The sequence below is a fragment of the Crenobacter cavernae genome (assembly GCF_003355495.1).
GTDB lineage: Bacteria > Pseudomonadota > Gammaproteobacteria > Burkholderiales > Chromobacteriaceae > Crenobacter > Crenobacter cavernae.
Map to the genome: position 1 here is coordinate 313430 of NZ_CP031337.1, position 23170 is coordinate 336599.

The 23170-nt window shown below is 67.0% G+C and carries 27 protein-coding genes; 7 read left to right on the forward strand and 20 right to left on the reverse strand.

The window, feature by feature from the left end:
• Positions 1-2 precede the first annotated feature (2 nt).
• Positions 3-260 carry a cell division topological specificity factor MinE gene (gene minE / locus DWG20_RS01380; protein WP_115432072.1) on the forward strand — a complete coding sequence of 86 codons (258 nt, stop codon included), beginning with the start codon at positions 3-5 and terminating at the stop codon, positions 258-260.
• Positions 261-263: 3 nt separating this feature from the next.
• On the forward strand, positions 264-1211 hold the full coding sequence (locus tag DWG20_RS01385; RefSeq protein ID WP_115432073.1) for a LysR substrate-binding domain-containing protein: 948 nt from the start codon (positions 264-266) through the stop codon (positions 1209-1211).
• Between the two features lie 84 nt (positions 1212-1295).
• Here DWG20_RS01385 and DWG20_RS01390 read toward each other — a convergent pair whose 3' ends face one another.
• Positions 1296-2447 (reverse strand): aminotransferase-like domain-containing protein, encoded by a 1152-nt coding sequence (locus DWG20_RS01390; RefSeq protein WP_115432074.1) that lies wholly within the window; start codon positions 2445-2447, stop codon positions 1296-1298.
• Positions 2448-2512: 65 nt separating this feature from the next.
• On the opposite strand from DWG20_RS01390, the gene DWG20_RS01395 reads away from it, so the two are divergent.
• Positions 2513-2977 carry a MarR family winged helix-turn-helix transcriptional regulator gene (locus DWG20_RS01395; protein ID WP_115432075.1) on the forward strand — a complete coding sequence of 155 codons (465 nt, stop codon included), beginning with the start codon at positions 2513-2515 and terminating at the stop codon, positions 2975-2977.
• The gene (locus tag DWG20_RS01400; RefSeq protein WP_115432076.1) at positions 2974-3447 is read left to right on the forward strand and encodes a hypothetical protein; all 474 of its coding nucleotides are present in this window, start codon (positions 2974-2976) and stop codon (positions 3445-3447) included. The genes DWG20_RS01395 and DWG20_RS01400 overlap by 4 nt, the downstream gene beginning before the upstream one ends.
• Before the next feature lie 116 nt (positions 3448-3563).
• Here DWG20_RS01400 and greB read toward each other — a convergent pair whose 3' ends face one another.
• From greB to speB, 17 genes are all read right to left on the reverse strand, one after another.
• Positions 3564-4118, reverse strand: coding sequence for a transcription elongation factor GreB (gene greB / locus DWG20_RS01405; RefSeq protein WP_115432077.1), 555 nt, complete (start codon positions 4116-4118; stop codon positions 3564-3566).
• A gap of 20 nt (positions 4119-4138) precedes the next feature.
• The gene (locus tag DWG20_RS16675) at positions 4139-5761 is read right to left on the reverse strand and encodes a pseudouridine synthase (RefSeq protein WP_115432078.1); all 1623 of its coding nucleotides are present in this window, start codon (positions 5759-5761) and stop codon (positions 4139-4141) included.
• Positions 5754-6392: an SMC-Scp complex subunit ScpB gene (scpB, locus tag DWG20_RS01415; protein WP_115432079.1), complete on the reverse strand. Its 639-nt coding sequence runs from the start codon at positions 6390-6392 to the stop codon at positions 5754-5756. The genes DWG20_RS16675 and scpB overlap by 8 nt, the downstream gene beginning before the upstream one ends.
• A 130-nt stretch (positions 6393-6522) precedes the next feature.
• A complete protein-coding gene (locus DWG20_RS01420; RefSeq protein WP_115432080.1) occupies positions 6523-7377 on the reverse strand; it encodes a segregation and condensation protein A in 855 nt (284 codons plus the stop codon).
• A 38-nt stretch (positions 7378-7415) separates the two neighbouring features.
• Positions 7416-7646 carry a hypothetical protein gene (locus DWG20_RS01425; RefSeq protein ID WP_115432081.1) on the reverse strand — a complete coding sequence of 77 codons (231 nt, stop codon included), beginning with the start codon at positions 7644-7646 and terminating at the stop codon, positions 7416-7418.
• Positions 7647-7768: 122 nt separating this feature from the next.
• Positions 7769-8971 (reverse strand): tryptophan--tRNA ligase, encoded by a 1203-nt coding sequence (locus DWG20_RS01430; RefSeq protein ID WP_115432082.1) that lies wholly within the window; start codon positions 8969-8971, stop codon positions 7769-7771.
• A gap of 18 nt (positions 8972-8989) precedes the next feature.
• Positions 8990-9628 carry a site-2 protease family protein gene (locus DWG20_RS01435; protein WP_115432083.1) on the reverse strand — a complete coding sequence of 213 codons (639 nt, stop codon included), beginning with the start codon at positions 9626-9628 and terminating at the stop codon, positions 8990-8992.
• A 78-nt stretch (positions 9629-9706) separates the two neighbouring features.
• Positions 9707-10327 (reverse strand): L-threonylcarbamoyladenylate synthase, encoded by a 621-nt coding sequence (locus DWG20_RS01440; protein WP_115432084.1) that lies wholly within the window; start codon positions 10325-10327, stop codon positions 9707-9709.
• Positions 10328-10331: 4 nt separating this feature from the next.
• A complete protein-coding gene (locus tag DWG20_RS01445) occupies positions 10332-11198 on the reverse strand; it encodes a 3',5'-nucleoside bisphosphate phosphatase (protein ID WP_115432085.1) in 867 nt (288 codons plus the stop codon).
• Positions 11195-11380, reverse strand: a complete 186-nt coding sequence (locus DWG20_RS01450) for an oxidoreductase-like domain-containing protein (RefSeq protein ID WP_115432086.1) — start codon at positions 11378-11380, stop codon at positions 11195-11197. Before DWG20_RS01450 ends, DWG20_RS01445 begins: the two co-directional genes overlap by 4 nt.
• Positions 11373-11594 (reverse strand): RNA-binding S4 domain-containing protein, encoded by a 222-nt coding sequence (locus DWG20_RS01455; RefSeq protein WP_115432087.1) that lies wholly within the window; start codon positions 11592-11594, stop codon positions 11373-11375. The genes DWG20_RS01450 and DWG20_RS01455 overlap by 8 nt, the downstream gene beginning before the upstream one ends.
• A 207-nt stretch (positions 11595-11801) precedes the next feature.
• A complete protein-coding gene (locus DWG20_RS01460) occupies positions 11802-12347 on the reverse strand; it encodes an AAA family ATPase (protein WP_115432088.1) in 546 nt (181 codons plus the stop codon).
• A gap of 337 nt (positions 12348-12684) precedes the next feature.
• A complete protein-coding gene (locus DWG20_RS01465; RefSeq protein WP_115432089.1) occupies positions 12685-13683 on the reverse strand; it encodes an asparaginase in 999 nt (332 codons plus the stop codon).
• A 733-nt stretch (positions 13684-14416) separates the two neighbouring features.
• Entirely contained in the window at positions 14417-15934 is a 1518-nt protein-coding gene (locus tag DWG20_RS01475) for a purine-cytosine permease family protein (RefSeq protein ID WP_115432091.1), read from the reverse strand.
• 92 nt (positions 15935-16026) lie between these two features.
• The gene (locus tag DWG20_RS01480) at positions 16027-16419 is read right to left on the reverse strand and encodes a YybH family protein (protein WP_115432092.1); all 393 of its coding nucleotides are present in this window, start codon (positions 16417-16419) and stop codon (positions 16027-16029) included.
• Between the two features lie 10 nt (positions 16420-16429).
• Positions 16430-17941, reverse strand: coding sequence for an aldehyde dehydrogenase family protein (locus tag DWG20_RS01485; RefSeq protein WP_281269928.1), 1512 nt, complete (start codon positions 17939-17941; stop codon positions 16430-16432).
• 10 nt (positions 17942-17951) lie between these two features.
• Positions 17952-18908 carry an agmatinase gene (speB, locus tag DWG20_RS01490; RefSeq protein ID WP_115432093.1) on the reverse strand — a complete coding sequence of 319 codons (957 nt, stop codon included), beginning with the start codon at positions 18906-18908 and terminating at the stop codon, positions 17952-17954.
• A gap of 159 nt (positions 18909-19067) precedes the next feature.
• On the opposite strand from speB, the gene DWG20_RS01495 reads away from it, so the two are divergent.
• Entirely contained in the window at positions 19068-19991 is a 924-nt protein-coding gene (locus tag DWG20_RS01495) for a LysR family transcriptional regulator (protein ID WP_115432094.1), read from the forward strand.
• 66 nt (positions 19992-20057) lie between these two features.
• Here DWG20_RS01495 and DWG20_RS01500 read toward each other — a convergent pair whose 3' ends face one another.
• Positions 20058-20576, reverse strand: a complete 519-nt coding sequence (locus DWG20_RS01500) for an O-acetyl-ADP-ribose deacetylase (protein WP_115432095.1) — start codon at positions 20574-20576, stop codon at positions 20058-20060.
• A gap of 150 nt (positions 20577-20726) precedes the next feature.
• Positions 20727-20978 (reverse strand): hypothetical protein, encoded by a 252-nt coding sequence (locus DWG20_RS01505; RefSeq protein WP_115432096.1) that lies wholly within the window; start codon positions 20976-20978, stop codon positions 20727-20729.
• Positions 20979-21302: 324 nt separating this feature from the next.
• Here DWG20_RS01505 and DWG20_RS01510 point away from each other — a divergent pair, with 324 nt between their 5' ends.
• Both DWG20_RS01510 and DWG20_RS01515 read left to right on the forward strand, forming a co-directional pair.
• Entirely contained in the window at positions 21303-21842 is a 540-nt protein-coding gene (locus DWG20_RS01510; RefSeq protein WP_115432097.1) for a cupin domain-containing protein, read from the forward strand.
• A 144-nt stretch (positions 21843-21986) separates the two neighbouring features.
• Positions 21987-23081, forward strand: a complete 1095-nt coding sequence (locus tag DWG20_RS01515) for a polyamine ABC transporter substrate-binding protein (protein ID WP_115432098.1) — start codon at positions 21987-21989, stop codon at positions 23079-23081.
• Positions 23082-23170: the final 89 nt, after the last annotated feature.

Here is a 23170-nt window from a genome sequence, read left to right on the forward strand (position 1 = left end):
CCATGTCGCTGATAGATATGCTGTTCGGCAAGCGCAAGAAGTCGGCCGACACCGCCCGTGAACGGCTGCAGATCATCCTCGCGCACGAGCGCGGCCGCGGCGGCGCGCCCGACTACCTGCCGGCGCTGCAGCGCGAGTTGATGGAAGTGATCTCGAAGTACGTGTCGGTCAACCAGGACGACATCAAGGTGCACCTGGAGAGGCAGGACAACTTCGAGGTGCTCGAGGTCAACATCGTGCTGCCGGAGAACCCGCGCTAGACCATGACGCTGACCGAACTGCGTTACATCGTCGCGGTCGCGCGCGAGCGCCACTTCGGCCGCGCCGCCCAGCGCTGCTTCGTCAGCCAGCCGACGCTGTCGATCGCGATCAAGAAGCTCGAGGACGAACTGGGCGTGATGCTGTTCGAGCGCGGAGGCGCCGAGGTCGCGGTCACCGAGATCGGCGAGCGCATCGTCGAGCAGGCGCACCGCGTGCTCGAGGAGGCCGACGCGGTCAAGCGGCTGGCCGGCGAGCACCAGAACGAGCTGGTCGGGCCGCTGAAGCTCGGTGTGATCTTCACCATCGGGCCGTATCTGCTGCCCAAGCTGATCCCGGCGCTGCGCGTGCTCGCGCCGGACATGCCGCTGTATCTCGAAGAGAACTACACGTCGAGGTTGGCCGAGATGCTCAAGCGCGGCGAGGTCGACGCGATCATCGTCGCCGACCCGTTCGACGAGCCGGGCACGCTCGCCTACCCGCTGTACGACGAACCGTTCGTCGTCGCGACGCCCAAGGGCCACCCGTGGGAGAAGCGCGCCGCGGTCGAGGCGCAGGAACTCGGCAACGAGGGCGAGAGCGTGCTCTTGCTGACGCAGGGCAACTGCTTCCGCGACCAAGTGCTCGCCTCGTGCAGCGAACTGGCCAGCCGCCAGGCGCAGCACGGCGGCCTCGCCGGCATGCTGCAGGGCAGCTCGCTGAACACCATCCGCCACATGGTCGCCAGCGGCATGGGCATCACCGTGCTGCCGAGCACCTCGGTCGGCGCCGGCGACGCGACGCTGTTCTCGGTGGTGCCGTTCACCGACCCGACGCCGCTGCGCCGCGTGATGCTGGTCACGCGCAAGCAGTTCTCGCGCAAGAAGGCGGTAGAGACGCTGCAGCAGGCGGTGTTCCGTTCGGGACTCGCCGGCGTGGCGATGCTCGAAGACGAAGCCGGCCAGGCGCAGTAAGCCGGCTGCCGCCTCAAACAACAGCTCGGCCAACCTTTACGGGTTGGCCGAGCTTTTTTGTTCAAGCCTGCCGTTCAAGCCCTCTTAGGCGCCCGCGGCGCGCAGGATCGCTGCCAGCCGCTTGATACCCTCCTCGATCCGTCCGGCCGGCGCGTGGCTGAAGTTGAGCCTCAGGTGGCCGATGCCGTCGTCCGGGTCAGGGAAGAATGGCTCGCCCGGCATGAAGGCGACGTCCTCTGCTAGCGCCAGCGGCAGCAGCTTGCGCGTATCGACGTCGCGCTTGAGGCGGAGCCAGAAGAACAGCCCGCCCTCGGGCGTCTGCCAGTCGGCGAGATCGGCGAAGTGGCGCTCGAGCGAGCACTGCATCGCATCGCGCCGCTCGCGGTAGAAACCGATCAGGCCGGCGACGTGCTCGGCCAACTTCGACGTGCCGAGCCACTGTTCGGCTTGCCACTGCGCGTAGCGGCAGCTGTGCAGGTCGGCCGCCTGCTTCAGCTTCACGAAGTAAGGGAACAGTTCGGGCGAGGCGACGAGGAAGGCGTCGCGCAGGCCGGGCGCCAAGGTTTTGGACAGCGTACCGGTGTAGATCCACGGCGCCTTCTTCAAGCGCGAACAAATCGGTGTCGCCGCCACGCCGTCGAAACTCAGATCGCGGTACGGGTCGTCCTCGAGCAAGGGCACGTCGTACGCGTCGAGCAAGGCGGCAACCGCGTCGCGCGTCGCGTCGTCGTAGCGCGCGCCGGACGGGTTCTGGAAGGTCGGGATCAGGTAGGCGAACGCGGGTTTACGCGCCTTCAGCTGCGCTTCGAGCGCGGCGACGTCGATGCCGGTAGACGTGAGCGGCACGCCGAGGCAGTCGGCGCCGAACAGCCGGAACACCTGCAGCGCGGCGAGGAAGGTCGGCCCCTCGACCAGCACCGGCGTGCCGGGGTCGACGAAGAGTTTGGCGGCAAGGTCCAGCGTCTGCTGCGAGCCGCTCACCACCAGCACCTGATCGGCGCTACACGGCAGGCCGAGCGCGCTGACATGCTCGGCGAGCTTGGCGCGCAAGGCCGGCTCGCCCTCGCTCATGCCGTATTGCGCGAGCGATTTGGGCATCGCGCTCCAGTCGAAGTCGGGCAGCTTCTCGGCCGCCGGCAGCCCGCCGGCGAAGGAGATCACCTCGGGGCGCTGCGCGGCGGCAAGGATTTCGCGGATCAGCGAACCGGACAGGCGATTGATGCGCTCGGAAAACATGCTACCCTCCTAATTAGGTCAGTCAGATTGACCTAAAGATCGCGCAAACATCGAATCGAGTCAATATGCTTGACGTAAACAAGCCCGCACCGAGCGCCGAAACCGACCTGCGCGCGGCGATGGAACACTTCTTCTTCGCCTACCAGGCGTTCACCGCGAAGCCCGACGAAATCTTAGAACGGCGCGGCCTCGCGCGCGTCCACCACCGTGTGCTGTTCTTTCTCGCGCGCCATCCGGGGCAGTCGGTGAAGGCGCTGCTCGCAACGCTGAACGTGTCCAAGCAGGCGCTTAACATGCCCTTGCGGCAGCTGATCGAGATGGGGCTGGTGAACGCCGAGGCCGATCCGGCGGACAAACGCATGAAGCGGCTGTTTCTGAGCGCCGAAGGCGCGAAGCTCGAGGCGACGCTGTACCGCGAACAGGCGCGCCTCTTGGAGACGGCGCTCGAACGCGCCGGCTGCGACGCCGCCACCGGCTGGCACGCGTTCAACCACGCGCTGTCGCCGCCACCTGACGAGGAGGCCCCATGACCGTTCCCATCGTCCAAGAAGACCTCGACGCGCTGCGCGCCGAATGCCGCGCGATGGTGCGCCGCCGCGCCGCGCTGTCGGCGTCGGTCGCGGTGGTGCCGCTGCCCGGCATCGACGTCGCGACCGACCTGACCTTGCTGATGGAGCTGATCCCGGCGATCAACGCGCGCTTCGGCCTGACGCCGCGAGAGATCGACGGCCTACCGCTGGAAAAGCAGGCGCTGGTCTACAGCGTGGTGAAGAAGGCGGGCAGCCTGTTGATCGGCCAGGTGATCTCGCAGGAGCTGCTGCTTGCGGTACTCAAGAAGGTCGGCGTGCGGCTCACCTTGAAACAGGTCGCACGCTTCGTGCCGCTGGTCGGCCAGGCCGCCGCGGCGGGGCTCAGCTACGGCGCGATGGTGTATCTGGGCAACACGCATATCGAACAGTGCTACCGCGTCGCGCACGCGTTGCGCGAAGGGCATGATTGAGGCGACAACTTGAAGCTTGGCCGAGCCCTGGCGCCGCATAGCAGAACGCAAAAAGGTTGGCCGAGCTTTTAGCTCGGCCAACCTTTTGCCGCCTTGTCCCTGCCGAACGGCGGGGCTTACTCGATGCGCTGGTACGCCACCTCGAGGATCTCGATCTCCTCCGCCCCTTGCGGGCCGTGGAAAACCACCATGTCGCCCTCGCGCGCCTTGATCAGCACACGGGCGATCGGCGAGATCCAACTGATGTGGCCGCGCGGCAGGTCGATCTCGTCGACGCCGACGATGGCCAGCCTTTGCTCGTGGCCGTCGCCACGCGACACCGTCACCGTCGCGCCGAAGAAGACCTGGTCGGTCGCTTCGCGAATCTCCGGGTCGACCACCTCGGCGATCTCCAGCCGCTTGGTCAAAAACCGGATGCGGCGGTCGATCTCGCGCAGACGGCGCTTGCCGTAGATGTAGTCGCCATTCTCGGAACGATCGCCGTTGCTGGCGGCAAGGTTCACCGCCTGCACCACCTCGGGCCGCTCGCGCTTGACCAGGTGGTAGAGCTCGTCCTTCATCCGCTGCCAGCCGGCCGGCGTCAGATAGTTGCGCGTCGACGCCGGCAGTTTCTGTTCGGGCGGCAGATCGTCTTCGAGATCGTCGCTTTCCTTGGTGAACGCCTTGCTCATCGCTCGCCCGCCTCCCGCCCTTAACGCGCCGGCTTCTCGGGCTTGACCTGACCGGTCACGGTCAGGCCGGCCCATTTCATCACGTTGGCCACCTCGAGCTCGTTCAGCTCGTAGAACTGGCCGCGCTTCAGCCGCGCCGGCAGCCCGATCGGGCCGAAGCGCAGGCGGATCAGTCGGCTCACCGTCAGCCCATAGCCTTCGAACATGCGGCGCACCTCGCGGTTGCGGCCTTCGCGGATCACGACGCGGTACCAGTGGTTGATGCCCTCGCCGCCCTGATCCATCAGGCGGTCGAAGCGCGCCGGGCCGTCGTCGAGCAGCACTTCGCTGGTCAGCGCCTTCTTCTGCTCGTCGGTCAGTTCGCCGAGTACGCGCACCGCGTATTCGCGCTCGGCCTCGAAGCTCGGGTGGGCCATGCGGTTCACCAGCTCACCGCTGGTGGTGACGATCAACAGGCCCGAGGTGTTCACGTCGAGACGGCCGACGGTCACCCAGCGGCTGCTCTTGGCCTGCGGCAGGCGGTCGAAGATGCTGACGCGGCCTTCCGGGTCGTCGCGCGACACGATCTCGCCTTCCTGCTTGTGATAGATGATGATGCGCGGCAGACGGTCGGGCCACTTCAGCTTGACCTGGTGGCCCTGCACCAGCACCTTGTCGCGCGGGCCGACCTTGTCGCCGAGCGTCGCCTTCTTGCCGTTGACGAAGACCTGGCCGGCCTCGATCAGCTCTTCCATGTCGCGGCGCGAACCGGCGCCCGAGTTGGCGAGCGCCTTTTGCAGACGCACCGGCTCGAATTCGTCGATCTTGACGCGCGTTTCGCGCAACTGCTTGGTGCGCTGCTGGATGGTGTTCGACGGGTCGCGCAGCGCCAGTTTCTTGGCGCGCGCGACCGGTGCGGCTTTCTTGCCCTTGCCGAAATCGCGCGCTTCGCCGAAGCCGCGTTCCTGCGGATCGCGTTCGAAGCGGCGTTCGCCGCTGTCATTGCGCTTGTCCTCGCGGTGGTACGGTGCGTTTTCGCGGCGCGGCTCACCCGAACGGCTGCGCGGGGTTTCGCCCGGCTTGCCGAAACGCTTGCTGTCGTCGCGCTGGAACGGCGCGTTTTCGCGGCGCGGCTCACCCGAACGGCTGCGCGGGGTTTCGCCCGGTTTGCCGAAACGCTTGCTGTCGTCGCGCTGGAACGGCGCGTTTTCGCGGCGCGGTTCGCCGGAACGGCCGCGCGGGGCATCGCCCGGCTTGCCGAAACGCTTGCTGTCGTCGCGCTGGAACGGCGCGTTTTCGCGGCGCGGCTCGCCGGAACGGCCGCGCGGGGCATCGCCCGGCTTGCCGAAGCGCTTGCTGTCGTCGCGCTGGAACGGCGCGTTTTCGCGGCGCGGTTCGCCGGAACGGCCGCGCGGCGCGTCGCCCGGCTTGCCGAAGCGTTTGCTGTCGTCGCGCTGGAACGGCGCGTTTTCGCGGCGCTCGTCGGAACGGCCGCGCGGGGCATCGCCCGGCTTGCCGAAGCGTTTTTCTTCGCGCTGGAACGGCGCCTTGCCCTGGCCGGCCGGCTTGACCGGGCCCTTGCCTTGCTGACGCGGCGCGTCGGGCTGGTTGCGGGTCACACGCGACAGCGGTTGGCGCGCGTGCTGACTTTTGCTCTTAGACATAACTTTCCTGTTCAGTATCGGGGTCGACCGCCTGCTCGCGGGCTGCTTCTTCAGCCTGTTCGACAAGGTCGGGCAACGGGTCGACCGCTTCGGGCACGATCAGCGTGCCCAGTTCGGCCAGGGGCGGCAGGTCTCTCAACGAGTTCAGCCCCAGGTCGTCGAGAAATTTGCGCGTGGTCGCGTAGAGACCGGGGCGGCCGGGCACGTCCTTGTGGCCGATCACCTCGATCCAGCCGCGGTCGTTCAGGCTCTGCATCACGCTCGAGGACACCGACACGCCGCGGATCGCCTCGATGTCGCCGCGCGTCACCGGCTGCTTATAAGCGATGATCGCCAGCGTCTCCATCACCGCGCGCGAATAGCGCGGCGGCTTTTCCGGGTTGAGCCGCGCCAGATACGGGTTGAACTCGGCCCGGGCGCGAAAGCGCCACCCGGACGCGAGCTTGACCAGCTCCACGCCACGCCCGCGCCATTCGGCCTGGATCTCGTCGAGCATCTCGTTGATCAACGCCGCCTTGATGTCCTCGGTGAATAATCGTTTGAGCATCGGCACCGACAAGGGTTCGCTGCTGGTGAGCAGCGCGGTTTCGAGAACCGTTTTCAGGTACTTGAGGTCGGTGAAGGTGGACATAGGGGCAGTGTAGCCAACGAAAAGCTCAGACGCGGCGCCAAGGTCGCGGGAAGGCGCGGATTTTACACGGTTTTTTGCCAAAACAGGACATTATCGCAGCCGGCGCCGCCGCAAGGGCTTGGACTAGCCTTTATAACAGCGCCAGGCGCACGTAGATCGGCTGGTAGGCGGCGTCCTGGCTGACCTTGATCAGGCCTTCCTTGACCAGTTCGAGCACCGCGATGAAGTTGACCACCAGGTGCGGCACGCCCTTCTCGACGTCGAACAACTCCTCGAATGCGACGTAGTCGCGGCCGGCGAGCAGGCGCAGGATCCAGCTCATCTGTTCCCTGACGGACAGCTCGTCCTTCTCAACCTTGTGGTGGCGCGTGTGCTTGGCGCGTGACAGGATGGACATCCACGCGAGCCGCAAGTCGCCCGGGTTGACGTCGGGCAGGCGCTCCTCGGTGCCCTGCTCGATCAGCACCGCCAGCCACGCGAAGTCGCGGTCAGCCTGCGGGATCTTGTCGAGCTCGAGCCCGGCGAGCTTCATCTGCTCGTACTCGAGCAGACGGCGCACGAGTTCGGCGCGCGGATCGTCGGGTTCGCCCTCGTCGTCCTTCGGCGGGCGCGGCAGCAACAGCCGCGACTTGATCTCGATCAGCAAGGCCGCCATCAAGAGGTAATCGGCGGCCAGTTCGAGCCGCTCGGCGCGCATGCTGTCGATGTAGGCGAGATACTGGCGGGTAATGGTCGCCATCGGGATGTCGAGCACGTTCAGGTTCTGCTTGCGGATCAGGTACAAGAGCAGGTCGAGCGGCCCCTCGAAACTGTCGAGGAAGACCTTCAGCGCGTCGGGCGGGATGAACAGGTCCTGCGGCACATCCAGCACCGGCTGACCGAATACCATGGCGATCGGTCCGGCGGCATCGGGCGCTTGCGGGCCGGGGTTGGCCGAGCCTTCGGCGGCGGGGAAGAGGTCGGAATCGATGGGGAGGTCGGACATGGGCGAAGGATAGCGGTTTCGCCGGGGGCGGGCCAGTTTCACCCGACGATGAAATCGTCGTCGTCCTTCTTCTCCTTCTTCTCCTTGTCGCGCCGCTTCTCCCTCTCCTCCTCGCGCGCCTTCAGCGCGAGGAAAACAACGAGCGCGATGAAGCCCAGCTCGAGCAACGACTCGAGCGCGTCGAAGCTCTCTTCCGACATCCCCAACAAGCGCAGCAGTACAGCGCCGGCCAGCGCCAGGATGCCGAGCGCCATCAGGAAACGGCCCATCGCCCCTCCTTCGTATTTAACAGCGCAAAGGTAAAAAGGTTGGCCGAGCGATTCCTTCGCGACGCGACGCGACCTCGCTCAGTCTCGGCCAACCTTCACACGCGTTCGGGGTGGGCGCGAACTCAGAAGCCCAGGCCCAAGCCCATCGCGTCGCGCACCTCGTCCATCGTCGCGCGCGCGACCTTCTCGGCGCGCTCGCAGCCGGCGACGACGACGTCGCGCACCAGCGCCGGCTTGTCGAGGTAGGCCTGCGCGCGCTCGAACATCGGCTGCTGCTCGCGCAGCACGCCGTCGATCACCGGCTGCTTGCAATCGAGACAGCCGATGCCGGCGGTGGTACAGCCGGCCTGCACCCATTCGCGCGTCTCCGCGCTGCTGTACACCCGGTGCAGCTGGAATACCGGGCAACGGCTCGGGTCGCCCGGGTCGGTGCGGCGTACGCGTGCCGGGTCGGTCGGCATCGCGCGGATCTTCTTCGTGACGTCGGCCGGGTCTTCCCTCAAAGCGATGGTGTTGCCGTAGGACTTAGACATCTTGTGACCGTCGAGGCCCGGCATCTTCGACGCCTCGGCGAGCATGGCCTCGGGCTCGGGCAGGATGGTCTTGCCCTTGTTCTCGAGGTAACCGGCCAGCCGTTCGCGGTCGGCGTGGCTGACGTTCTGGCTGGCGGCGAGGATCTCGCGCGCGGCCATCAGCGCCTCGCCTTCGCCTTCCTGCAGGTAGCGGGTGCGCAGACGGTCGTAGTCGCGGCCGGCCTTGCCCATCTTCTTGACCGCGGCCTTCGCGTTCTCCTCGAAGTTGGGTTCGCGACCGTACAGGTGGTTGAAGCGGCGCGCGACTTCGCGCGTCAGTTCGATGTGCGGCACCTGGTCTTCGCCGACCGGCACGCGGCCGGCGCGGTAGATCAGGATGTCGGCCGCCTGCAACAGCGGGTAGCCGAGGAAGCCGTAGGTGCCGAGGTCCTTGTGCGACAGCTTGTCGATCTGGTCCTTGTAGGTCGGCACGCGTTCGAGCCAGCCCAGCGGCGTCATCATCGACAGCGCGAGGTGCAGTTCGGCGTGCTGCGGCACTTTCGACTGCACGAAGATAGTCGCCTTCTCCGGGTCGACGCCGGCGGCCAGCCAGTCGATCACCATGTCCCAGACGCTCTTGCCGATGATGGCGACGTCGTCGTAGCTAGTGGTCAGCGCGTGCCAGTCGGCGACCATGAAGTAGCAGTCGTGGGTGTGCTGCATCGCCACCCAGTTCTTGATCACGCCGTGGTAGTGCCCGAGGTGAAGCTTGCCGGTCGGGCGCATGCCGGAGAGTACGCGGTCTGCGGACATGTAACGATTTCTGAGAAATTAGAGGAAAAATTGCAAGAGATCATACATCAGGTTGATCAGCGGCCGCAGGACGGCCGACAGCAAACCGGTGACGATCAGGCCGATCAGGATCCACATGCCGTAAGGCTCGAGCCGCGAGTAGCGGTAGGCGACACCCGGCGGCAACAGGCTCTCTACGATGCGCCCGCCGTCGAGCGGCAGGATCGGCAAGAGGTTGAGCACCATCAGCGAGATGTTGATCGAGACGCCGATCTGGCTCATCAGCCGCAACGGTTCGCTGAAGTAGGAATCGGTGCTGACCGCCAGTTTGAACAGCAGCGCCCAGCCTATCATCATGCCGAAGTTGGCCAGCGGGCCGGCGGCGGCGACCCAGCGCGAATGCTGGCGCGGCTTGCGCAAGGCGCCGAAGTTGACCGGCACCGGCTTGGCCCAGCCGAACAGGAAGCCGCCTATCATCAGCGTCACGATCGGCAACAGCACGGTGCCGATCGGGTCGATGTGTTTCAGCGGATTCAAGGTCATGCGGCCGAGCATGTAAGCGGTCGCGTCGCCGAAGCGTTTCGCGGCGTAGGCGTGCGCCGCTTCGTGCAGGGTAATCGCCAGGAGCACCGGCAAGGCGGCGACGGCGATCTGCTGGATCAGGGAGGTGTCGTTCATTCGTTGTCTTTAAAACGGCGGAAGAATCGGTAAGACGTCGCGGCGGCGCCGAAGTGCCTTAGCCGGACATGAGAAAGCTCAGAAGCCGAAGCGCGCCGGGTCGCCCTTGCCGCGGCGCACCAGTTCGACGCCGTCGGTCATGTCGATCACGGTGGTCGGCTCGAGACCGCACCAGCCGCCGTCGATCACCAGGTCGACGCTGCGCTCGAGCCGGTCGCGGATCTCGTACGGGTCGGTCAGGGGTTCGCTGTCCCCGGGCAGCAGCAGCGTGCACGACAGGATCGGCTCGCCAAGCTCGGCCAACAGCGCGAGCGCGACCGGGTTCTCCGGCACCCTGAGGCCGATGGTAGAGCGTTTCGGGTTCAGCGTGCGGCGCGGCACCTCGCGCGTCGCCTCCAGGATGAAGGTGTAGCTGCCCGGCGTGGCGGCCTTCAGCAGGCGGAACTGGCGGTTGTCGACCTTCGCGTAGGTCGACAGCTCGGACAGGTCGGCGCACACCAGCGTCAGATGGTGCTTGAGATCGAGCTGGCGCACCGCGAGCAGGCGCTCCATCGCCGCCTTGTCGCCGAGCGCGCAGCCGAGCGCGTAGCAGGAGTCGGTCGGGTAGACGATCAGCCCGCCGTCCTTGACGATTTTTACCGCTTCCCGGATCAGCCGCAGTTGCGGGTTGTCCGGGTGGATCATGAAGAATTGGGCCATGTTCTCAGGGGTTGTTGTCTTCCAGCTTGGCCGAGGCCTCGCCAAAGCGCGACCACACCGGCTTGCAGATCGGCGGCAAGGGCTGGGTCAGGCCGACGTCGCGCGCGCCCTCGCCCGGCGCGTGAAAGTCGCTGCCGGCGCTGGCCAACAGGCCGAAGCGCTCGGCGAGCAGCGCGTACTTGTGCGTCTCATCCAGGCTGTGGCTGCCGCTGACCACCTCGATCGCCTCGCCGCCGGCGGCGATGAAGTCTTCGAGCAGGCGTTCGGTCAGCGTGCGGCCGAGGTCGTAGCGCCCGGGGTGCGCGATCACCGCGACCCCGCCCGAGTCGCGGATCCAGCCGACCGCGTCGGTCAGCGGCGCCCATTCGTGCGGCACGTAGCCGGGCTTGCCCGGCGTCAGGTATTTGCGGAACACGGTGCGCACGTCCTTCACGTGGCCACTGGCTACCAGCCAGCGCGCGAAATGGGTGCGCCCTATCATCTCGGGATTGCCGCAATGCGCCATCGCGCCGTCGAACGCGCCTTCGATGCCGACCTTGGCGAGGCCGTCGGCCATGTCGCGCGCGCGCTGCACGCGACCGTCGCGGATCGACTGCAGGCCGGCGACGATAGACGGGTGGGCCGGGTCGATATTCAGGCCGACGATGTGCAAGGTGTGCTTGCCCCAGGTGACTGAGACCTCGACGCCATCGACGAAGGCGACGCCCTTTTCTTCGGCTACCGCGCGCGCGATGGCGAGCCCGGCGGTGCAGTCGTGGTCGGTCAGCGCGACGAGCTTCGCGCCGCGCTCGGCGGCGCGCGCGATCACGTCGGCCGGGGCGAGCCCGCCGTCCGACGCGGTCGAGTGAAAGTGCAGGTCGACCGGCGTCATGCTGATTTCACCCTGGCCGCTTCGCGCGCCTGCCAGGCTGCGAGTTTGGCGCGGTACTCGGTCAACTGTTCCTGATACAGGTCCCACACGCACGGCTCGCAGCCCGAACCGCAGCACAGGTCGTCGCTGGGCGCCTCGGGCGCTTCCGGCATCGGGTCGAAATCGTCGTCCAGATCAGGCATCGGCCGCGACCACCTGGATCGAGAAGCCCGCGCCGCTCACCGTCTGGCCCGGGCGAATCTTGCACGTCTTACGCAATTCCTGCTGGCCGTCGACCGAGATCTCGCCGGCCGCGACCAGCTGCTTGCCGGCGCCGCCGGAGTCAACCACGCCGACCACTTTCAACAGGTCGCACAGCGCGATGTAGTCGTTCTTGAGGGCAAAGGTTTCGTTCATGTTTTCACAACCAGACTGAATAGCCCTGTGGGGCGCCTGTGGACAGGTGCCGCAAGGCCTTGATGAGGAATCTCTTTTTTCGACCGCCCGTTTTTTAGGCAGTTCGACGCATTTGTTCACAACGCCTTGGGACAGCGGTGTGCATCGCCTGTGGGTAAGGCAATCAAGCCTTTGATTTAACTGAAAAAAGCCACCGGCGATTAAAAATTAGGCAAGTCGCGCGGCTCGCAAGGCCTGCCATGCGGCGTCGACCCGCGCTTGGTCCAGGCCACCGATTTCCGCCGACGCCACACCGGCAGCGGTGAGTTTCGCGCGGTAGCGCGCGAACAGCATGTCGCGCTCGTCGGGATGGCTGCGTAGCGGATCGGGCGCCCACGGCAGGTCGGGCAGCGGCAACAGCGTCAGCGCGTAGTCGCGCGGCCGGTTCAAGGCGTGCAATACCCGGCTCGCCTCGCCAAAAGCGACCTCGGCCCACACCACGCAGGTCAGCACGGTGCTGTCGCACACCAGCACCCGCGCGCCGGCGCCGACGGCCACCGCCTCGGCCGCGAGCTGGCCGGCGGCGATCGCCTCGATGTCGGCCATCGTCGGCCGGTACGGCCGCGTCGCGTAGTAGTGGCGCGCGTATTCGTCGATGCGCGCGACGCGGGCTCCCTGCTCGGCCAAGCTGTGCGCCAGTGCCGCCGCCAGCGCGCTCTTGCCGCACGACTCCGGGCCGACGAGGGCGATGCGGGTAACAGCGGGAAGGGACATGGCAGAGGCAGAGATGGCGACGGAAAACAAGAATTATAAGACGCGGGGGACGACACCCCGGAAATTTTCACAGCCGGCGAGGACAAGGGTGTGGGCCGGCTGTGGAAAATTCATCCAATCATTTGAAACGACAGCGATTTTCGGAACGGGTCAAAAATTAGGCAGCTCGCCCGGGCTTATCCCGGCTTCGCGTAGACAAGCTTGTGGGCCGCCTGTGGACAAGCTCGGCAAATGCCTGACGCGACGGGGCTTTTTCATCACCGCCCATTTTTTAGGCAGCCCCCCTCCGCCGCCTTGCCCCCGGACGAGTCAGGCTCGGCCAAGCTAGCCGAGCGCCTCACACCGTCCACTCGCCGGCCCAGTCTTCCATCAGGCAAGCGCGTTTCTCTTCGGCCGTCCCCGGCAGCGACGCGAGCACCGTCAGCTTGGCGAGCGCCGCCTCGGGCGTGAGGTCGGCGCCCGGCAAGGCGCCGGCGCGCGCGAGCGGCTGGCTGGCCGCGTAGGCGCCGACCTTTACCGCACCTCTGAACACCTGCGTCAGGTTCAGCACCAGCGTGCCGGCCTCGGTCGCCTTCTTCACGCCTTCGAGCAGCGCCGCTTCGGCCGGCGCGTTGCCGTTGCCGTAGCTCATCAGGATGGCGCCGGCCAGATCCCCCTCGGCCAACCTCTTGCCGAAGATCGCCGCACCCTCGCCCGGCGTCAGGAACAGCGCGACGACGCGCGCCGACTCGTCGAGCTTCTGCGCCGAAAACGCGCCGGCCGGCTTGGCGCGCCAATGCTCGCGATGCCAGCGCGCGGCGATGCCGAAGGCGGCCAGCGGCGGCGCGTTGGGGCTGTCGAAGCCGGAGAAGCTCGCCGCGCCGACCTTGCGCGCGCGGCAGCCGCGCAGCAGCAGCCTGTCGAAAGCGATCGCAACCTCGGCAAGATCCTTCTGGCTCGCCGCCTCGAAAGCGTCGGCGAGGTTGCTCCAGCCGTCGCTCCTCGGGTGCACCAGCGGCAGCTGCGAGCCGGTCAGCACCACCGGCTTGGAAAGGTTCTTAAGCGCGAACGCGAGCACGCTCGCGGTGTAGGCCATCGTGTCGGTGCCGTGGATGACGACGAAGCCGTCGTAGGCGGCGTAGCGGTCGGCGATGTCGGCTGCGATGCGGTTCCAGTGCGCGATCGTGATCGCCGACGAGTCGATCAATTCCTCGTATTCGATCAGGTCGAAGTCGTGGCCGGCATCGGCGAGGCGCTGCATCAGCCGCGGCAACAGGCCCGGCACCGGCGCGAGGCCGTCGGGCGTGTGGTCCATGCCGATGGTGCCGCCGGTGTAGAGAACGCAGAGTCGGGTCATGGGCAGTCCTTATCCATTCAGGGTTGGCCGAGCTTAACGCAAAAACGGCGCGGGAAAGCCGCGCCGCTCTTGAATGTCGGCGATGGTCCAGCCACCGACCACGCTATAGAAGGTGTAGATCAGGAAACACACCAGCACGCCGACAAGGAGGAAACCGAGGCGGGAGCCCCATCGAGAACGCGCGATTGCCCATCGAACGAAAAAACATAAGGCGCCGTTCCGGGTAGGAACAGCGCCTTCTACGGCGGACGGTAATCCGCCACGGACAGGGGGACGGCGCCGGCGGGTCGCCGGGGCGGTCGTAAGATGCGCAGCGAGCACAAGCACCGCTCCTGCGCCGGGTAGACGCAGGCGACGCGAGCCGCCCGGCGCGCCGGGGTCGCGGGCGCTAAGCAGAACGCGGTCGGGCCGAAAACGCCGATGCCCGCGCGGGCGGGCATCGGGTGAAGACTTGCCGACGGGGTCGCCGCGGCACGGCTTCTCACAACGGGGACGGATGCGTTTGCGCGGTCTCGAGCCTTTATCGAAAGGCTGGGCCGAGCTTATTGCGCAGCACCATAACAGTCGTTTAATTGAAACACGAATAGGGGAAAACCCCGATTCGATTGGCGGCACGGCCAGGCACGCGCACCCAAGGCAAGGGGCCGGCTACAAGCCTGGCCGGCCTTCGCCACTGTCAGCGGCAAGAAAAATCGCGCCCCGAGGGGCGCGATTTTTCCTAGCGGCAAAGCAATCAGACCTTGGTGCGCGCCTCGATCGCCCGGCAGCCGGTGTCTGCCGCCCTCACCCAGCGCGGGCCCTTAGGGCCATAGACCTCGGCCGGTTCCGGGAACAGCCACAGCATCGCCAGGTACAAGAGGCCGGCCATCGACATCGCCACCGGCAGGCTCAGGTCGATGCCGCCGGCCAGGTTGCCCAGCGGGCCGACGAACTGGCCCGGCAGGTTGACAAACATCAGGCCGACGAGCGCGCTCGGGATCCACGCGCCCATGCCGCGCCAGTTCCAGCCGTGGTGGAACCAGTAGACGCCGCCCTGCTGGCCGCGCGTGAACACCTGCAGGTCGTCGGCGCGGTAGTGGCCGCGGCGCGTCAGGAAGCCGAGCATCATGATCACCATCCACGGCGTGGTGCAGGTGATGATCAGCACCGCGAAGGTCGACACGCTCTGCACCAGGTTGGCGGCGAAGCGGCCGATGAAGATGAAGCCGATCGACATCACACCGATCAGGATCGTCGCGCGCACCCGGGACAGGCTGGCGAACACGCTAGACATGTCGAGGCCGGTGCCGTACAGCGACGTGGTGCCGGTCGAGAAGCCGCCGATCAGCGCGATCAGGCACAGCGGCAGGAAGTACCAGCTCGGCGAGATTGCAAGCAAGCCGCCGACGTAGTTGTTGGCCTGGATGTACTGCGGCGCCTGGCTGGCGACCAGCGTCGCGGTGACGAGGCCGAAGAAGAACGGCACCAGCGTCGCGACTTGCGACGCGAACGCCGCGAACATGACCTTGCGCTTGGGCGTGTCGGCCGGGATGTAGCGCCCCCAGTCGCCCAGGAACGCACCGAACGAGATCGGGTTGCTCATCGCCAACAGCGTCGCGCCGACGAAGGCGGGCCAGAAGCCGGCGGCACCGGTGTCCGCGAACTGGCCGGCGTAGCCGGCGTTGAACTGGCCGCCGAAGGCGAAGGCGCCGAGCACGAACATCAGGCTCGCGCTCCATACCGCGATCTTGTTCACCCACAGCATGAAACGGAAGCCGTAGATGCAGATCGCCAGCACCAGCACCGAGAACAGACCGTAGGCACAGGCGAGCGTGAAGTCGGTCTCGGGCAGGCCGACGAGGCGCTGCGCGCCGCCGACCAGCGCGTCGCCCGAACTCCACACTGACAGCGAGAAGAAGGCGATCGCGGTCAACAGCGACAGGAAGGAGCCGACGATGCGGCCGTGCACGCCGAAGTGCGCACCGGACGACACCGCGTTGTTGGTGCCGTTCAGCGGGCCGAACACCGCCATCGGCGACAGGATGACGCCGCCGACGAGGACGCCGGCGAGGATGGCCATCGCGCCCTGCCAGAACGACAGGCCGAACATCACCGGGAAGGCGCCGAGCACGGCGGTGGCGAAGGTGTTCGCGCCGCCGAAGGTGATGCGGAACAGGTCGAGCGCGCTCGCGCTGCGCTGGTCGTCGGGAATCTGTTCGACGCCGATGGTCTCGATCGTCGTCATCGACGTTGCTGTCTTGCTTGCAGACATGGTCATTCTCCTTGATAGACAAAAACCGCGTCCGTCGTCCGGCACATCTGACGGTGCCGGTCCGGCAGGCCCGGGAAGAGCGGGGTGGGCGCTTAAGCCGCGCGCGGCGACAGGTGTTCGTGCCAGGCGAGCCAGCGGCCCGATTCGTCCTGCCGGAACACGATGGTCTCGCGCTCGGCCAACGTCGCCTCGCCGTCGCGCGTCGAGATCGTCGTGTTCACGTCGTGCATAAACAGCGCGATGCCGTCGACGAACTGCACCGCGCGGTTGGACGAGACGCAGTCGAGAACGCGGAGGTCCGAATCGGCGACCCAGCCGTCCCACTCGGCGCGGTAGGCGTCGCGCGACATCAGCCGCACGGGCGTCGCGTGGAAGATGAAGCTCGCCTCGGGCGCGAAGGCGCCGAAGTAGGCGTCGACATCGTTGGCGGCGAAGGCCGCGATGAGCGCGTCGGCGGCCGCGAGAACTTGTTGCGTGGCATCCATCGGATCGTCCTTATAGAAGCATCGTGACCGACTTGGTCTCGAGGTAGGCGTCGAGCTGTTCGCGCCCGAGTTCGCGGCCGACGCCCGACTGGCCGACGCCGCCGAACGGCATCGCCGGGTCGACCACCCAGTGGTTGTTCACCCATACCGTGCCGGCGCGCACCGCGGCCGACACGCTGTGCGCGCGCGACAGCGACCGCGTCCACACGCTGGCGGCCAGGCCGTAGCGCGTCGCGTTCGCGAGTTCGATCGCCTCCTCGTCGGAGTCGAAGGCCGCGCACACCAGCACCGGGCCGAAGATCTCCTCGTCGACGCAGCGCATGCCGGGTTTCACGTCGGCGAACACCGTCGGCGCGACGAAGTGGCCGGCCTCGGGCAGCTTTCGCGCGCGCGTCAGGCGCACCGCGCCCTCGGCTTCGGCAATGTCGATATAACGCTCGACGGTCGCGCGCTGCGCGGCCGACACCAAGGGCCCCATGCCGACGCCGTCGGCGAAGCCGTGGCCAAGCGCAAGCGCGTCGGCGTAGGCGGCGACCGCGTCTGCCACTTCGCGGTAGCGGCTACGGTGCACGTAGAGGCGCGAGCCGGCGGTGCACACCTGGCCCTGGTTATAGAAGATCGCGTTGCACGCGCCGGCGATCGCCGCGTCGATGTCGGCGTCGTCGAACACCAGCACCGGCGACTTGCCGCCCAGCTCCAGCGTCACGCGCGCCAGGCGACGCGTCGCCTCTGCGCCGATCTCGCGGCCGACGCGGGTCGAACCGGTGAACGCGATCTTGTCGACGTCGGGGTGGGACACCAGCGCCGCACCGGCGATCGGGCCGGTACCGGTGACGATGTTCACCACGCCGGCCGGGTAGCCGGCCGCTTCGACGAGCTCGGCCAACCTCAACGCGGTCAGCGGCGTCTGTTCGGCCGGTTTGAGCACCACGGTGCAGCCGGTTGCGAGGCACGGCGCGACCTTCCACAGCGCCATCGAGAACGGGAAGTTCCACGGCACGATCGCGCCGACGACGCCGACCGGCTCGAGCCGCGTGTACGCGAAGCTGCCCGGCACGCCCAGCGTCTTCACGCCGCCGTCGAGCTTGGTCGCCCAGCCGGCGAGGTAACGCAAATAGTCGACCGCGCCGGCGACGTCGTCGCGCGCTTCGGCCAAGGGCTTTCCGTTGTCGAGCGTCTCGAGCTCGGCCAAGGTCTCGGCGTCGGCTTCGACAAGCTCGGCCAACGTCGTCAGCAGCCGTTCGCGGTCTCGCGGGCGCAGCTTCGGCCACGGGCCGGATTCGAACGCGCGGCGCGCGGCGGCGACGGCTAGTCCGACGTCGGCGGCCGACGCTTCGGCGACATTAGCGATGGTCACGCCCGACGCCGGGTCTTCGACGGCGAAGGTCTTGCCGCCTTCGGCGTTCTGCCAGCGGCCGTCCAGCCACAGCGATTTGGGTTCGGCCAGGAAGTCACGCGTTTCGGCGCGCAGCGCGTAACGCTTGAACAGCGCGGTGCGGCCGGTGATTTGATCGTTCGTCACGGTCGCCTCCTCAATCGCGGCGCACGACGCCGGGCAGCACGCACAGCATCTCGAACGCGAGGTTGGCGGCGAGCAGCGCGGTGGTGCCCAGCGGGTCGTAAGGCGGCGCCACTTCGACGAGGTCGGCGCCGACGATGTCGAGCCCCCATGAACCGCGGATGATCTCGAGCGCCTGCGGCACGGTCAGTCCGGCGATCTCCGGCGTGCCGGTGCCGGGCGCGTAAGCCGGGTCGATGCCGTCGATGTCGAAGCTCAGGTAGACCGGACCGTCGCCGATCAGCGCCTTCACCTCTTCCATCAGCGGTGCGAGCGACTTGCCCCAGCACTCCTCGACCTGCACGACGCGAAAGCCCTGCTTGCGGCACCAGTCGAAGTCCTCGGCGGTGTAGCCGGTGCCGCGCAGGCCGATCTGGACCGTCCTATTCCCGTCGATCAGCCCCTCCTCGACCGCGCGGCGGAACGGCGTGCCGTGCGCGATCTTCTCGCCGAACATGGTGTCGTTGACGTCGGCGTGCGCGTCGACGTGAATCACGCCGACACGGCCGTAGCGCTTGTGCATCGCGCGCAGGATGGGCAGCGCGATCGTGTGGTCGCCGCCGAGCGAGATCGGCCGGCAGCCGCTGGCGATGATGTCGTCGAACGCGGCCTCGATGCGGGCTATCGAGTCGGCGAGGTTGTACGGGTTGGTCGCGACGTCGCCGATGTCGGCGACGCGCAGCGAGTCGAACGGCGCGGCGCGCGTCGCCATGTTGTACGGGCGCAGCAGCACCGACTCGCTGCGGATCTGGCGCGGGCCGAAACGCGCGCCGGTGCGGTTGGAGGTGCCGAGGTCGAACGGCACGCCGACGAAACAGGCGTCGAGTTCGCGCGCGGACTCGACGTTGGGCAGGCGCATCATGGTGGCGATGCCGCCGAAGCGCGGCATGTCGTTGCCGCCGAGCGGCTGGTACAGGAATTCTTGGGGCATGACGCCACTCCGTGTGCTGGGGATACAGGGCCAGCGTAGGGGCGTGTTGCAGCGATAAAAATCACAATGATGAATTGTTTACATTGATATTTATCGATGCATATAGTGCAAATGCGCTTTCCCGCCCCGGCGAAGCCGCCAAACCAAGGGTAAACACCAATGCTCGGCAATCTCTCCGACCTCGACCTGCGGCTGATCCGCGTGTTTCTGGCAGTCGTCGAAGCCGGCGGCGTGTCGGCGGCGCAGAGCACGCTGAACGTCAGCCAGTCGACGATCAGCAGCCAGCTCGCCGCGCTCGAGACGCGGCTTGGATATCGATTATGTGAGCGCGGCCGCGCCGGCTTCGCGCTGACGCCCAAGGGCACGCAGTTCGTCACCGCGAGCCGCAGGCTCTTGGAGGCGGTCGACGACTTCTGCGTAGAAGCGCGGCAGATGGACAAGCAGCTCGTCGGGCATCTGAGGATAGGCGTGATCGGCCACACCGCGATGAGCGCCAACGCGCGGCTGTCCGAGGCGATCAGGCGCTTCCGCTCGCGCGACGAGGCGGTCGAACTGACGCTGTCGATGCTGCCGCCGGGCACGCTCGAGGAGGCGGTGATCAACGGCGTCGCGCAGGTCGGCATCGGCTACTTCTGGCACCGCGTGCCGAGCCTCGACTACGTGCCGCTGTTCTCCGAGCACCAGGTCGCGTACTGCGGGCGCGGCCACCCGCTGTTCGATACGGCAGGCGCGCTCGGCTTCGACGCGGTCGCCGCTCACGACTGGGTGTGGCGCAGCTACCCCTTGCCCGATATCCCGCTGCCGACCGAGAACTGGCACGTCACCGCGCGCGCCGACAATATGGAGGCGGTCGCGGTGCTGATCCTGTCCGGCCACCACCTGGGCTTCCTGCCCGAACACTTCGCCGCCGCGATGGTCGAGCAGGGCCTCTTGGCGCCGCTCAATCCCGAAACGCTGTACTACGACGCGACCTTCCACATGGTCACGCGCCAGCAGGCGCAGCGCGGCGAGGTGCTGCAGGCCTTCCTCGACGACATGATCGAAGCGCACGCCGATACGCACCGCGTCCTCGGCCAACCTTGACGGCCCGGTACAAAAAAGCTCGGCCAACGTTGGCCGAGCTTTTTTTCACGCCCGCTTCGCCCGCGCTCAGCCGCTGCGCGCTTCCAGCAGGCGCTGGTAGAGCGCCAGGTCGCCCGCCGAGAAGCAAGCGAAGATCACCTCGGCAATCGACGACGGAGCGGCGACGAAGTCCGACACCGTGTCGACCGCGACCGTAGCGGCGAGCTCTAACGGGTAGCCGTAGACGCCGGTGCTGATGCACGGAAAAGCGATCGACGCCAGCCCCTCGCCCGCCGCGATCTCCAGTGAGCGCCGGTAGCACGACGCGAGCAGCTCCGGCTCGCCGTGCGTCCCGCCGTGCCACACCGGGCCTACGGTGTGGATCACGTAGCGCGCCGGCAGCCTGAAACCCGGCGTGATCTTCGCGTCGCCGGTCTCGCAGCCGCCGAGCCGCCGGCACGCGGCCAAGAGTTCGGGGCCGGCCGCGCGGTGGATCGCGCCGTCGACGCCGCCGCCGCCGAGCAGGCTCTGATTGGCGGCGTTGACGATGGCGTCGACGGCTAGCGTCGTGATGTCGGCGTGCAGCGTATAGAGGCGGGAATCCATAGCGGAGGCGTCCTTTGCTCGGTATATGTCCCAGCTTAGAAAACGGGTCCGCCGCGCGGCAAGCCGGGATTGGAGGGGGATTAGGGGGTTGTTGGAATGTGGAGTAGCGGCCCGACGTCGCCGTTTTTAAGGCCTGGCGACAGCGGCGGTTCACGCCGCGCTATAGGGCTGCTTTTTCATCGGCACGAGAAGGCCGGGCGTCTCCGCATCGCGCGGGAAAACGGCGCAGCACGCGCAATAGACTTCGCCCGCCATGATCGCGACGCCCTTCATTCCCGTTCCCCCGACGAACTCGTGGCCGCATTGCCGGCACTGCCATTTGTAGCGGGTGCGCGGAGGCGTCCGTTCGCGTCGATCCAGTTCATCGTAAATCTGCTCCAGCGATGCTTCGGTCAGGTCCATTCGGTTCTCCAGAGAGGCAGGTTTCGGAAGCCGGGAGCAGTCGTTCTAGCGCCATTGACGCGCCGCTTCGGCCGACAGCGAGGGCGTCCGGGATGCCTGACTATCGGGCGACCGGTTCGCCGGACCGATGGCGACGCCGGCCCCCACACCTTACACCGGCATTACTGGTATTACCAGTAGAATAGACAAGCGTCCTGCTGGACACGGAAATGAAGCGTCGCCGGCGCTCGCGGCCGCCGATACCCCGTCCTGCACGAAAGTGCTTTACTTCTTCGTAAAAAAAATGTGTAATTTTTTTACGAAGAACCTCCCCCACAGCCGACCATGTCGCAAGCCCCGATAGGCACGCTGATCCGCCAGCTGCGCAAGCAGCGCAAGGCGACGCTGGAGCGGGTCGCCGACCGCGTCGGCCGCTCGCCGGCCTTCCTGTCGCTGCTCGAGCGCGGGCTGAACGAGCCGGCGATCGACGACCTGATCGCGATCGCCGACGCGCTCGGGGTCAGCACCGCCCACTTCTTCTCGGCGCCGGCCGCGCCCGCCCACCCGTGGCGGGTGAACGGCGACGCGCGGCGCGAGATGAGCTACCAGGGCGGCGTGCACGACACGCTGCTGTCGCCGACGCTTTCCGGCCGCTTTCACATGCTGATGGGCGAGATGGAGGCCGGCGCGACGTCGGGCGACGCCGAGATCCGCGAGAACGGCGAGCAGGGCGGGCTGCTGCTCGAAGGCACGCTGACGATCTGGGTCGACGGCGAAGAGCAGACGCTCGCCGCCGGCGACAGCTTCCAGTTCGATTCGTCGCGGCCGCACCGCTACGCCAACCTCGGCGACACGGTGGCGCGGGTGCTGTGGGTGGTCGCTTAAGACAGCTAAAGCCCGCGCGGGTGCTTCATCCCGCGGCAGCCTCAACGTGTCGGCTGCTAAAACATCGATGGGAGTCGTCCTGTCCATGCGACCGGGCGCTTTGGCCGGCAGGCTTGTGCCGCCGGCCTCTGCAAGGAAGCCATCATGCGCCGCTCCTTTCCCCTTCTCGCCGCCGCCGCGGTGTTCGTGCCGTCCGCCGCCTTCTCGGCCGGCGGCGTCGTCAACTTCTACGGCTGGGCCGACTACCTCGCCGACACCACGATCCCCGACTTCCAGAAGGAAACCGACGTCAGGGTCCGCTACGACACCTACGACAGCAACGAGCTGCTGCAGACCAAGATGCTGACCGGCAAGTCGGGCTACGACGTCGTCGTGCCGTCCAACGTGTTCCTCGCCAAACAGATCCCGGCCGGCATCTACCTGCCGCTCGACAAGAGCAAGCTGCCCAACTACAAGGGCCTGGACCCGGCCATCCTCAAGCTGATGAACGCGTCCGACCCGGGCAACAAGTACGCGGTGCCGTTCTTCTGGGGCATCAACACGCTGGGCATCAACGTCGACAAGGTGAACAAGGCGCTCGGCGGCCCGCTGCCGGCAAAACAGTGGGAGCTGATGTTCAACCCGGCCTACGTGGCCAAGCTGAAAGGCTGCGGCGTCAGCATGCTCGACTCGCCGGGCGACGTGTTCCCGGTGGTGCTGAAATACCTCGGGCGCGATCCGGCAAGCCGGAACGAAGCCGACTACCGGGCGGCGCTCGCGCATCTGAAAACCATCCGCCCGTACATCACGCGCTTCTCGTCGTCCGGCTATATGAACGAGATGGCCGGCGGCGGCCTCTGTCTCGCCTTCGGCTACGGCGGCGACCTCAACATCGCCAAACGCCGCGCCGAGGCGGCGAAGAACGGCGTGAGGATCCGGCCCCTGGTGCCGAAGGAAGGCGTCGCGGTGTGGATAGACAGCATGGTGATCCCCAAGGACTCGGCCAACGTCGAGAACGCGTACCGCTTCATCGACTACAACCTGCGCGCGAAGGTCGCCGCGGCCAACGCCAACTTCGTCACCTACGCGCCGGGCAGCCTCGCCGCGCGCCAGCACATCGACGCGAAGCACTTGGCGAACCCGTCGATCTTCCCCGGCAAGATGGAAATGGCGAACAGCTTCGTCCAGGCGCCGATGGACGCGAAGATCCAGCGGCTGACCACGCGCCTGTGGGTCGAATTCAAGACGCGCAAGAACTGAGCGGCCCGCCCTCTTCACGGGGCGCGACCCGTGGCAGCCTTTACACGTCGGCTGTTGAAAGATCGATGGGAACACGCGGCGGCCGCCGG

Coding starts and splice junctions, on each gene's coding strand:
- DWG20_RS01440 (WP_115432084.1), bottom strand. CDS start 10,327: ATGGCCCAATTCTTCATGATCCACCCGGACAACCCGCAACTGCGGCTG.
- DWG20_RS01390 (WP_115432074.1), bottom strand. CDS start 2,447: ATGTTTTCCGAGCGCATCAATCGCCTGTCCGGTTCGCTGATCCGCGAA.
- DWG20_RS01515 (WP_115432098.1), top strand. CDS start 21,987: ATGCGCCGCTCCTTTCCCCTTCTCGCCGCCGCCGCGGTGTTCGTGCCG.
- greB (WP_115432077.1), bottom strand. CDS start 4,118: ATGAGCAAGGCGTTCACCAAGGAAAGCGACGATCTCGAAGACGATCTG.
- DWG20_RS01420 (WP_115432080.1), bottom strand. CDS start 7,377: ATGTCCGACCTCCCCATCGATTCCGACCTCTTCCCCGCCGCCGAAGGC.
- DWG20_RS01480 (WP_115432092.1), bottom strand. CDS start 16,419: ATGGATGCCACGCAACAAGTTCTCGCGGCCGCCGACGCGCTCATCGCG.
- DWG20_RS01495 (WP_115432094.1), top strand. CDS start 19,068: ATGCTCGGCAATCTCTCCGACCTCGACCTGCGGCTGATCCGCGTGTTT.
- DWG20_RS01465 (WP_115432089.1), bottom strand. CDS start 13,683: ATGACCCGACTCTGCGTTCTCTACACCGGCGGCACCATCGGCATGGAC.
- DWG20_RS01500 (WP_115432095.1), bottom strand. CDS start 20,576: ATGGATTCCCGCCTCTATACGCTGCACGCCGACATCACGACGCTAGCC.
- minE (WP_115432072.1), top strand. CDS start 3: ATGTCGCTGATAGATATGCTGTTCGGCAAGCGCAAGAAGTCGGCCGAC.
- speB (WP_115432093.1), bottom strand. CDS start 18,908: ATGCCCCAAGAATTCCTGTACCAGCCGCTCGGCGGCAACGACATGCCG.
- DWG20_RS01510 (WP_115432097.1), top strand. CDS start 21,303: ATGTCGCAAGCCCCGATAGGCACGCTGATCCGCCAGCTGCGCAAGCAG.
- DWG20_RS01430 (WP_115432082.1), bottom strand. CDS start 8,971: ATGTCCGCAGACCGCGTACTCTCCGGCATGCGCCCGACCGGCAAGCTT.
- DWG20_RS01455 (WP_115432087.1), bottom strand. CDS start 11,594: ATGAACGAAACCTTTGCCCTCAAGAACGACTACATCGCGCTGTGCGAC.
- DWG20_RS01435 (WP_115432083.1), bottom strand. CDS start 9,628: ATGAACGACACCTCCCTGATCCAGCAGATCGCCGTCGCCGCCTTGCCG.
- DWG20_RS01445 (WP_115432085.1), bottom strand. CDS start 11,198: ATGACGCCGGTCGACCTGCACTTTCACTCGACCGCGTCGGACGGCGGG.
- DWG20_RS01425 (WP_115432081.1), bottom strand. CDS start 7,646: ATGGGCCGTTTCCTGATGGCGCTCGGCATCCTGGCGCTGGCCGGCGCT.
- DWG20_RS01460 (WP_115432088.1), bottom strand. CDS start 12,347: ATGTCCCTTCCCGCTGTTACCCGCATCGCCCTCGTCGGCCCGGAGTCG.
- DWG20_RS16675 (WP_115432078.1), bottom strand. CDS start 5,761: ATGTCTAAGAGCAAAAGTCAGCACGCGCGCCAACCGCTGTCGCGTGTG.
- DWG20_RS01395 (WP_115432075.1), top strand. CDS start 2,513: ATGCTTGACGTAAACAAGCCCGCACCGAGCGCCGAAACCGACCTGCGC.
- DWG20_RS01475 (WP_115432091.1), bottom strand. CDS start 15,934: ATGTCTGCAAGCAAGACAGCAACGTCGATGACGACGATCGAGACCATC.
- DWG20_RS01505 (WP_115432096.1), bottom strand. CDS start 20,978: ATGGACCTGACCGAAGCATCGCTGGAGCAGATTTACGATGAACTGGAT.
- DWG20_RS01450 (WP_115432086.1), bottom strand. CDS start 11,380: ATGCCTGATCTGGACGACGATTTCGACCCGATGCCGGAAGCGCCCGAG.
- DWG20_RS01385 (WP_115432073.1), top strand. CDS start 264: ATGACGCTGACCGAACTGCGTTACATCGTCGCGGTCGCGCGCGAGCGC.
- DWG20_RS01400 (WP_115432076.1), top strand. CDS start 2,974: ATGACCGTTCCCATCGTCCAAGAAGACCTCGACGCGCTGCGCGCCGAA.
- scpB (WP_115432079.1), bottom strand. CDS start 6,392: ATGTCCACCTTCACCGACCTCAAGTACCTGAAAACGGTTCTCGAAACC.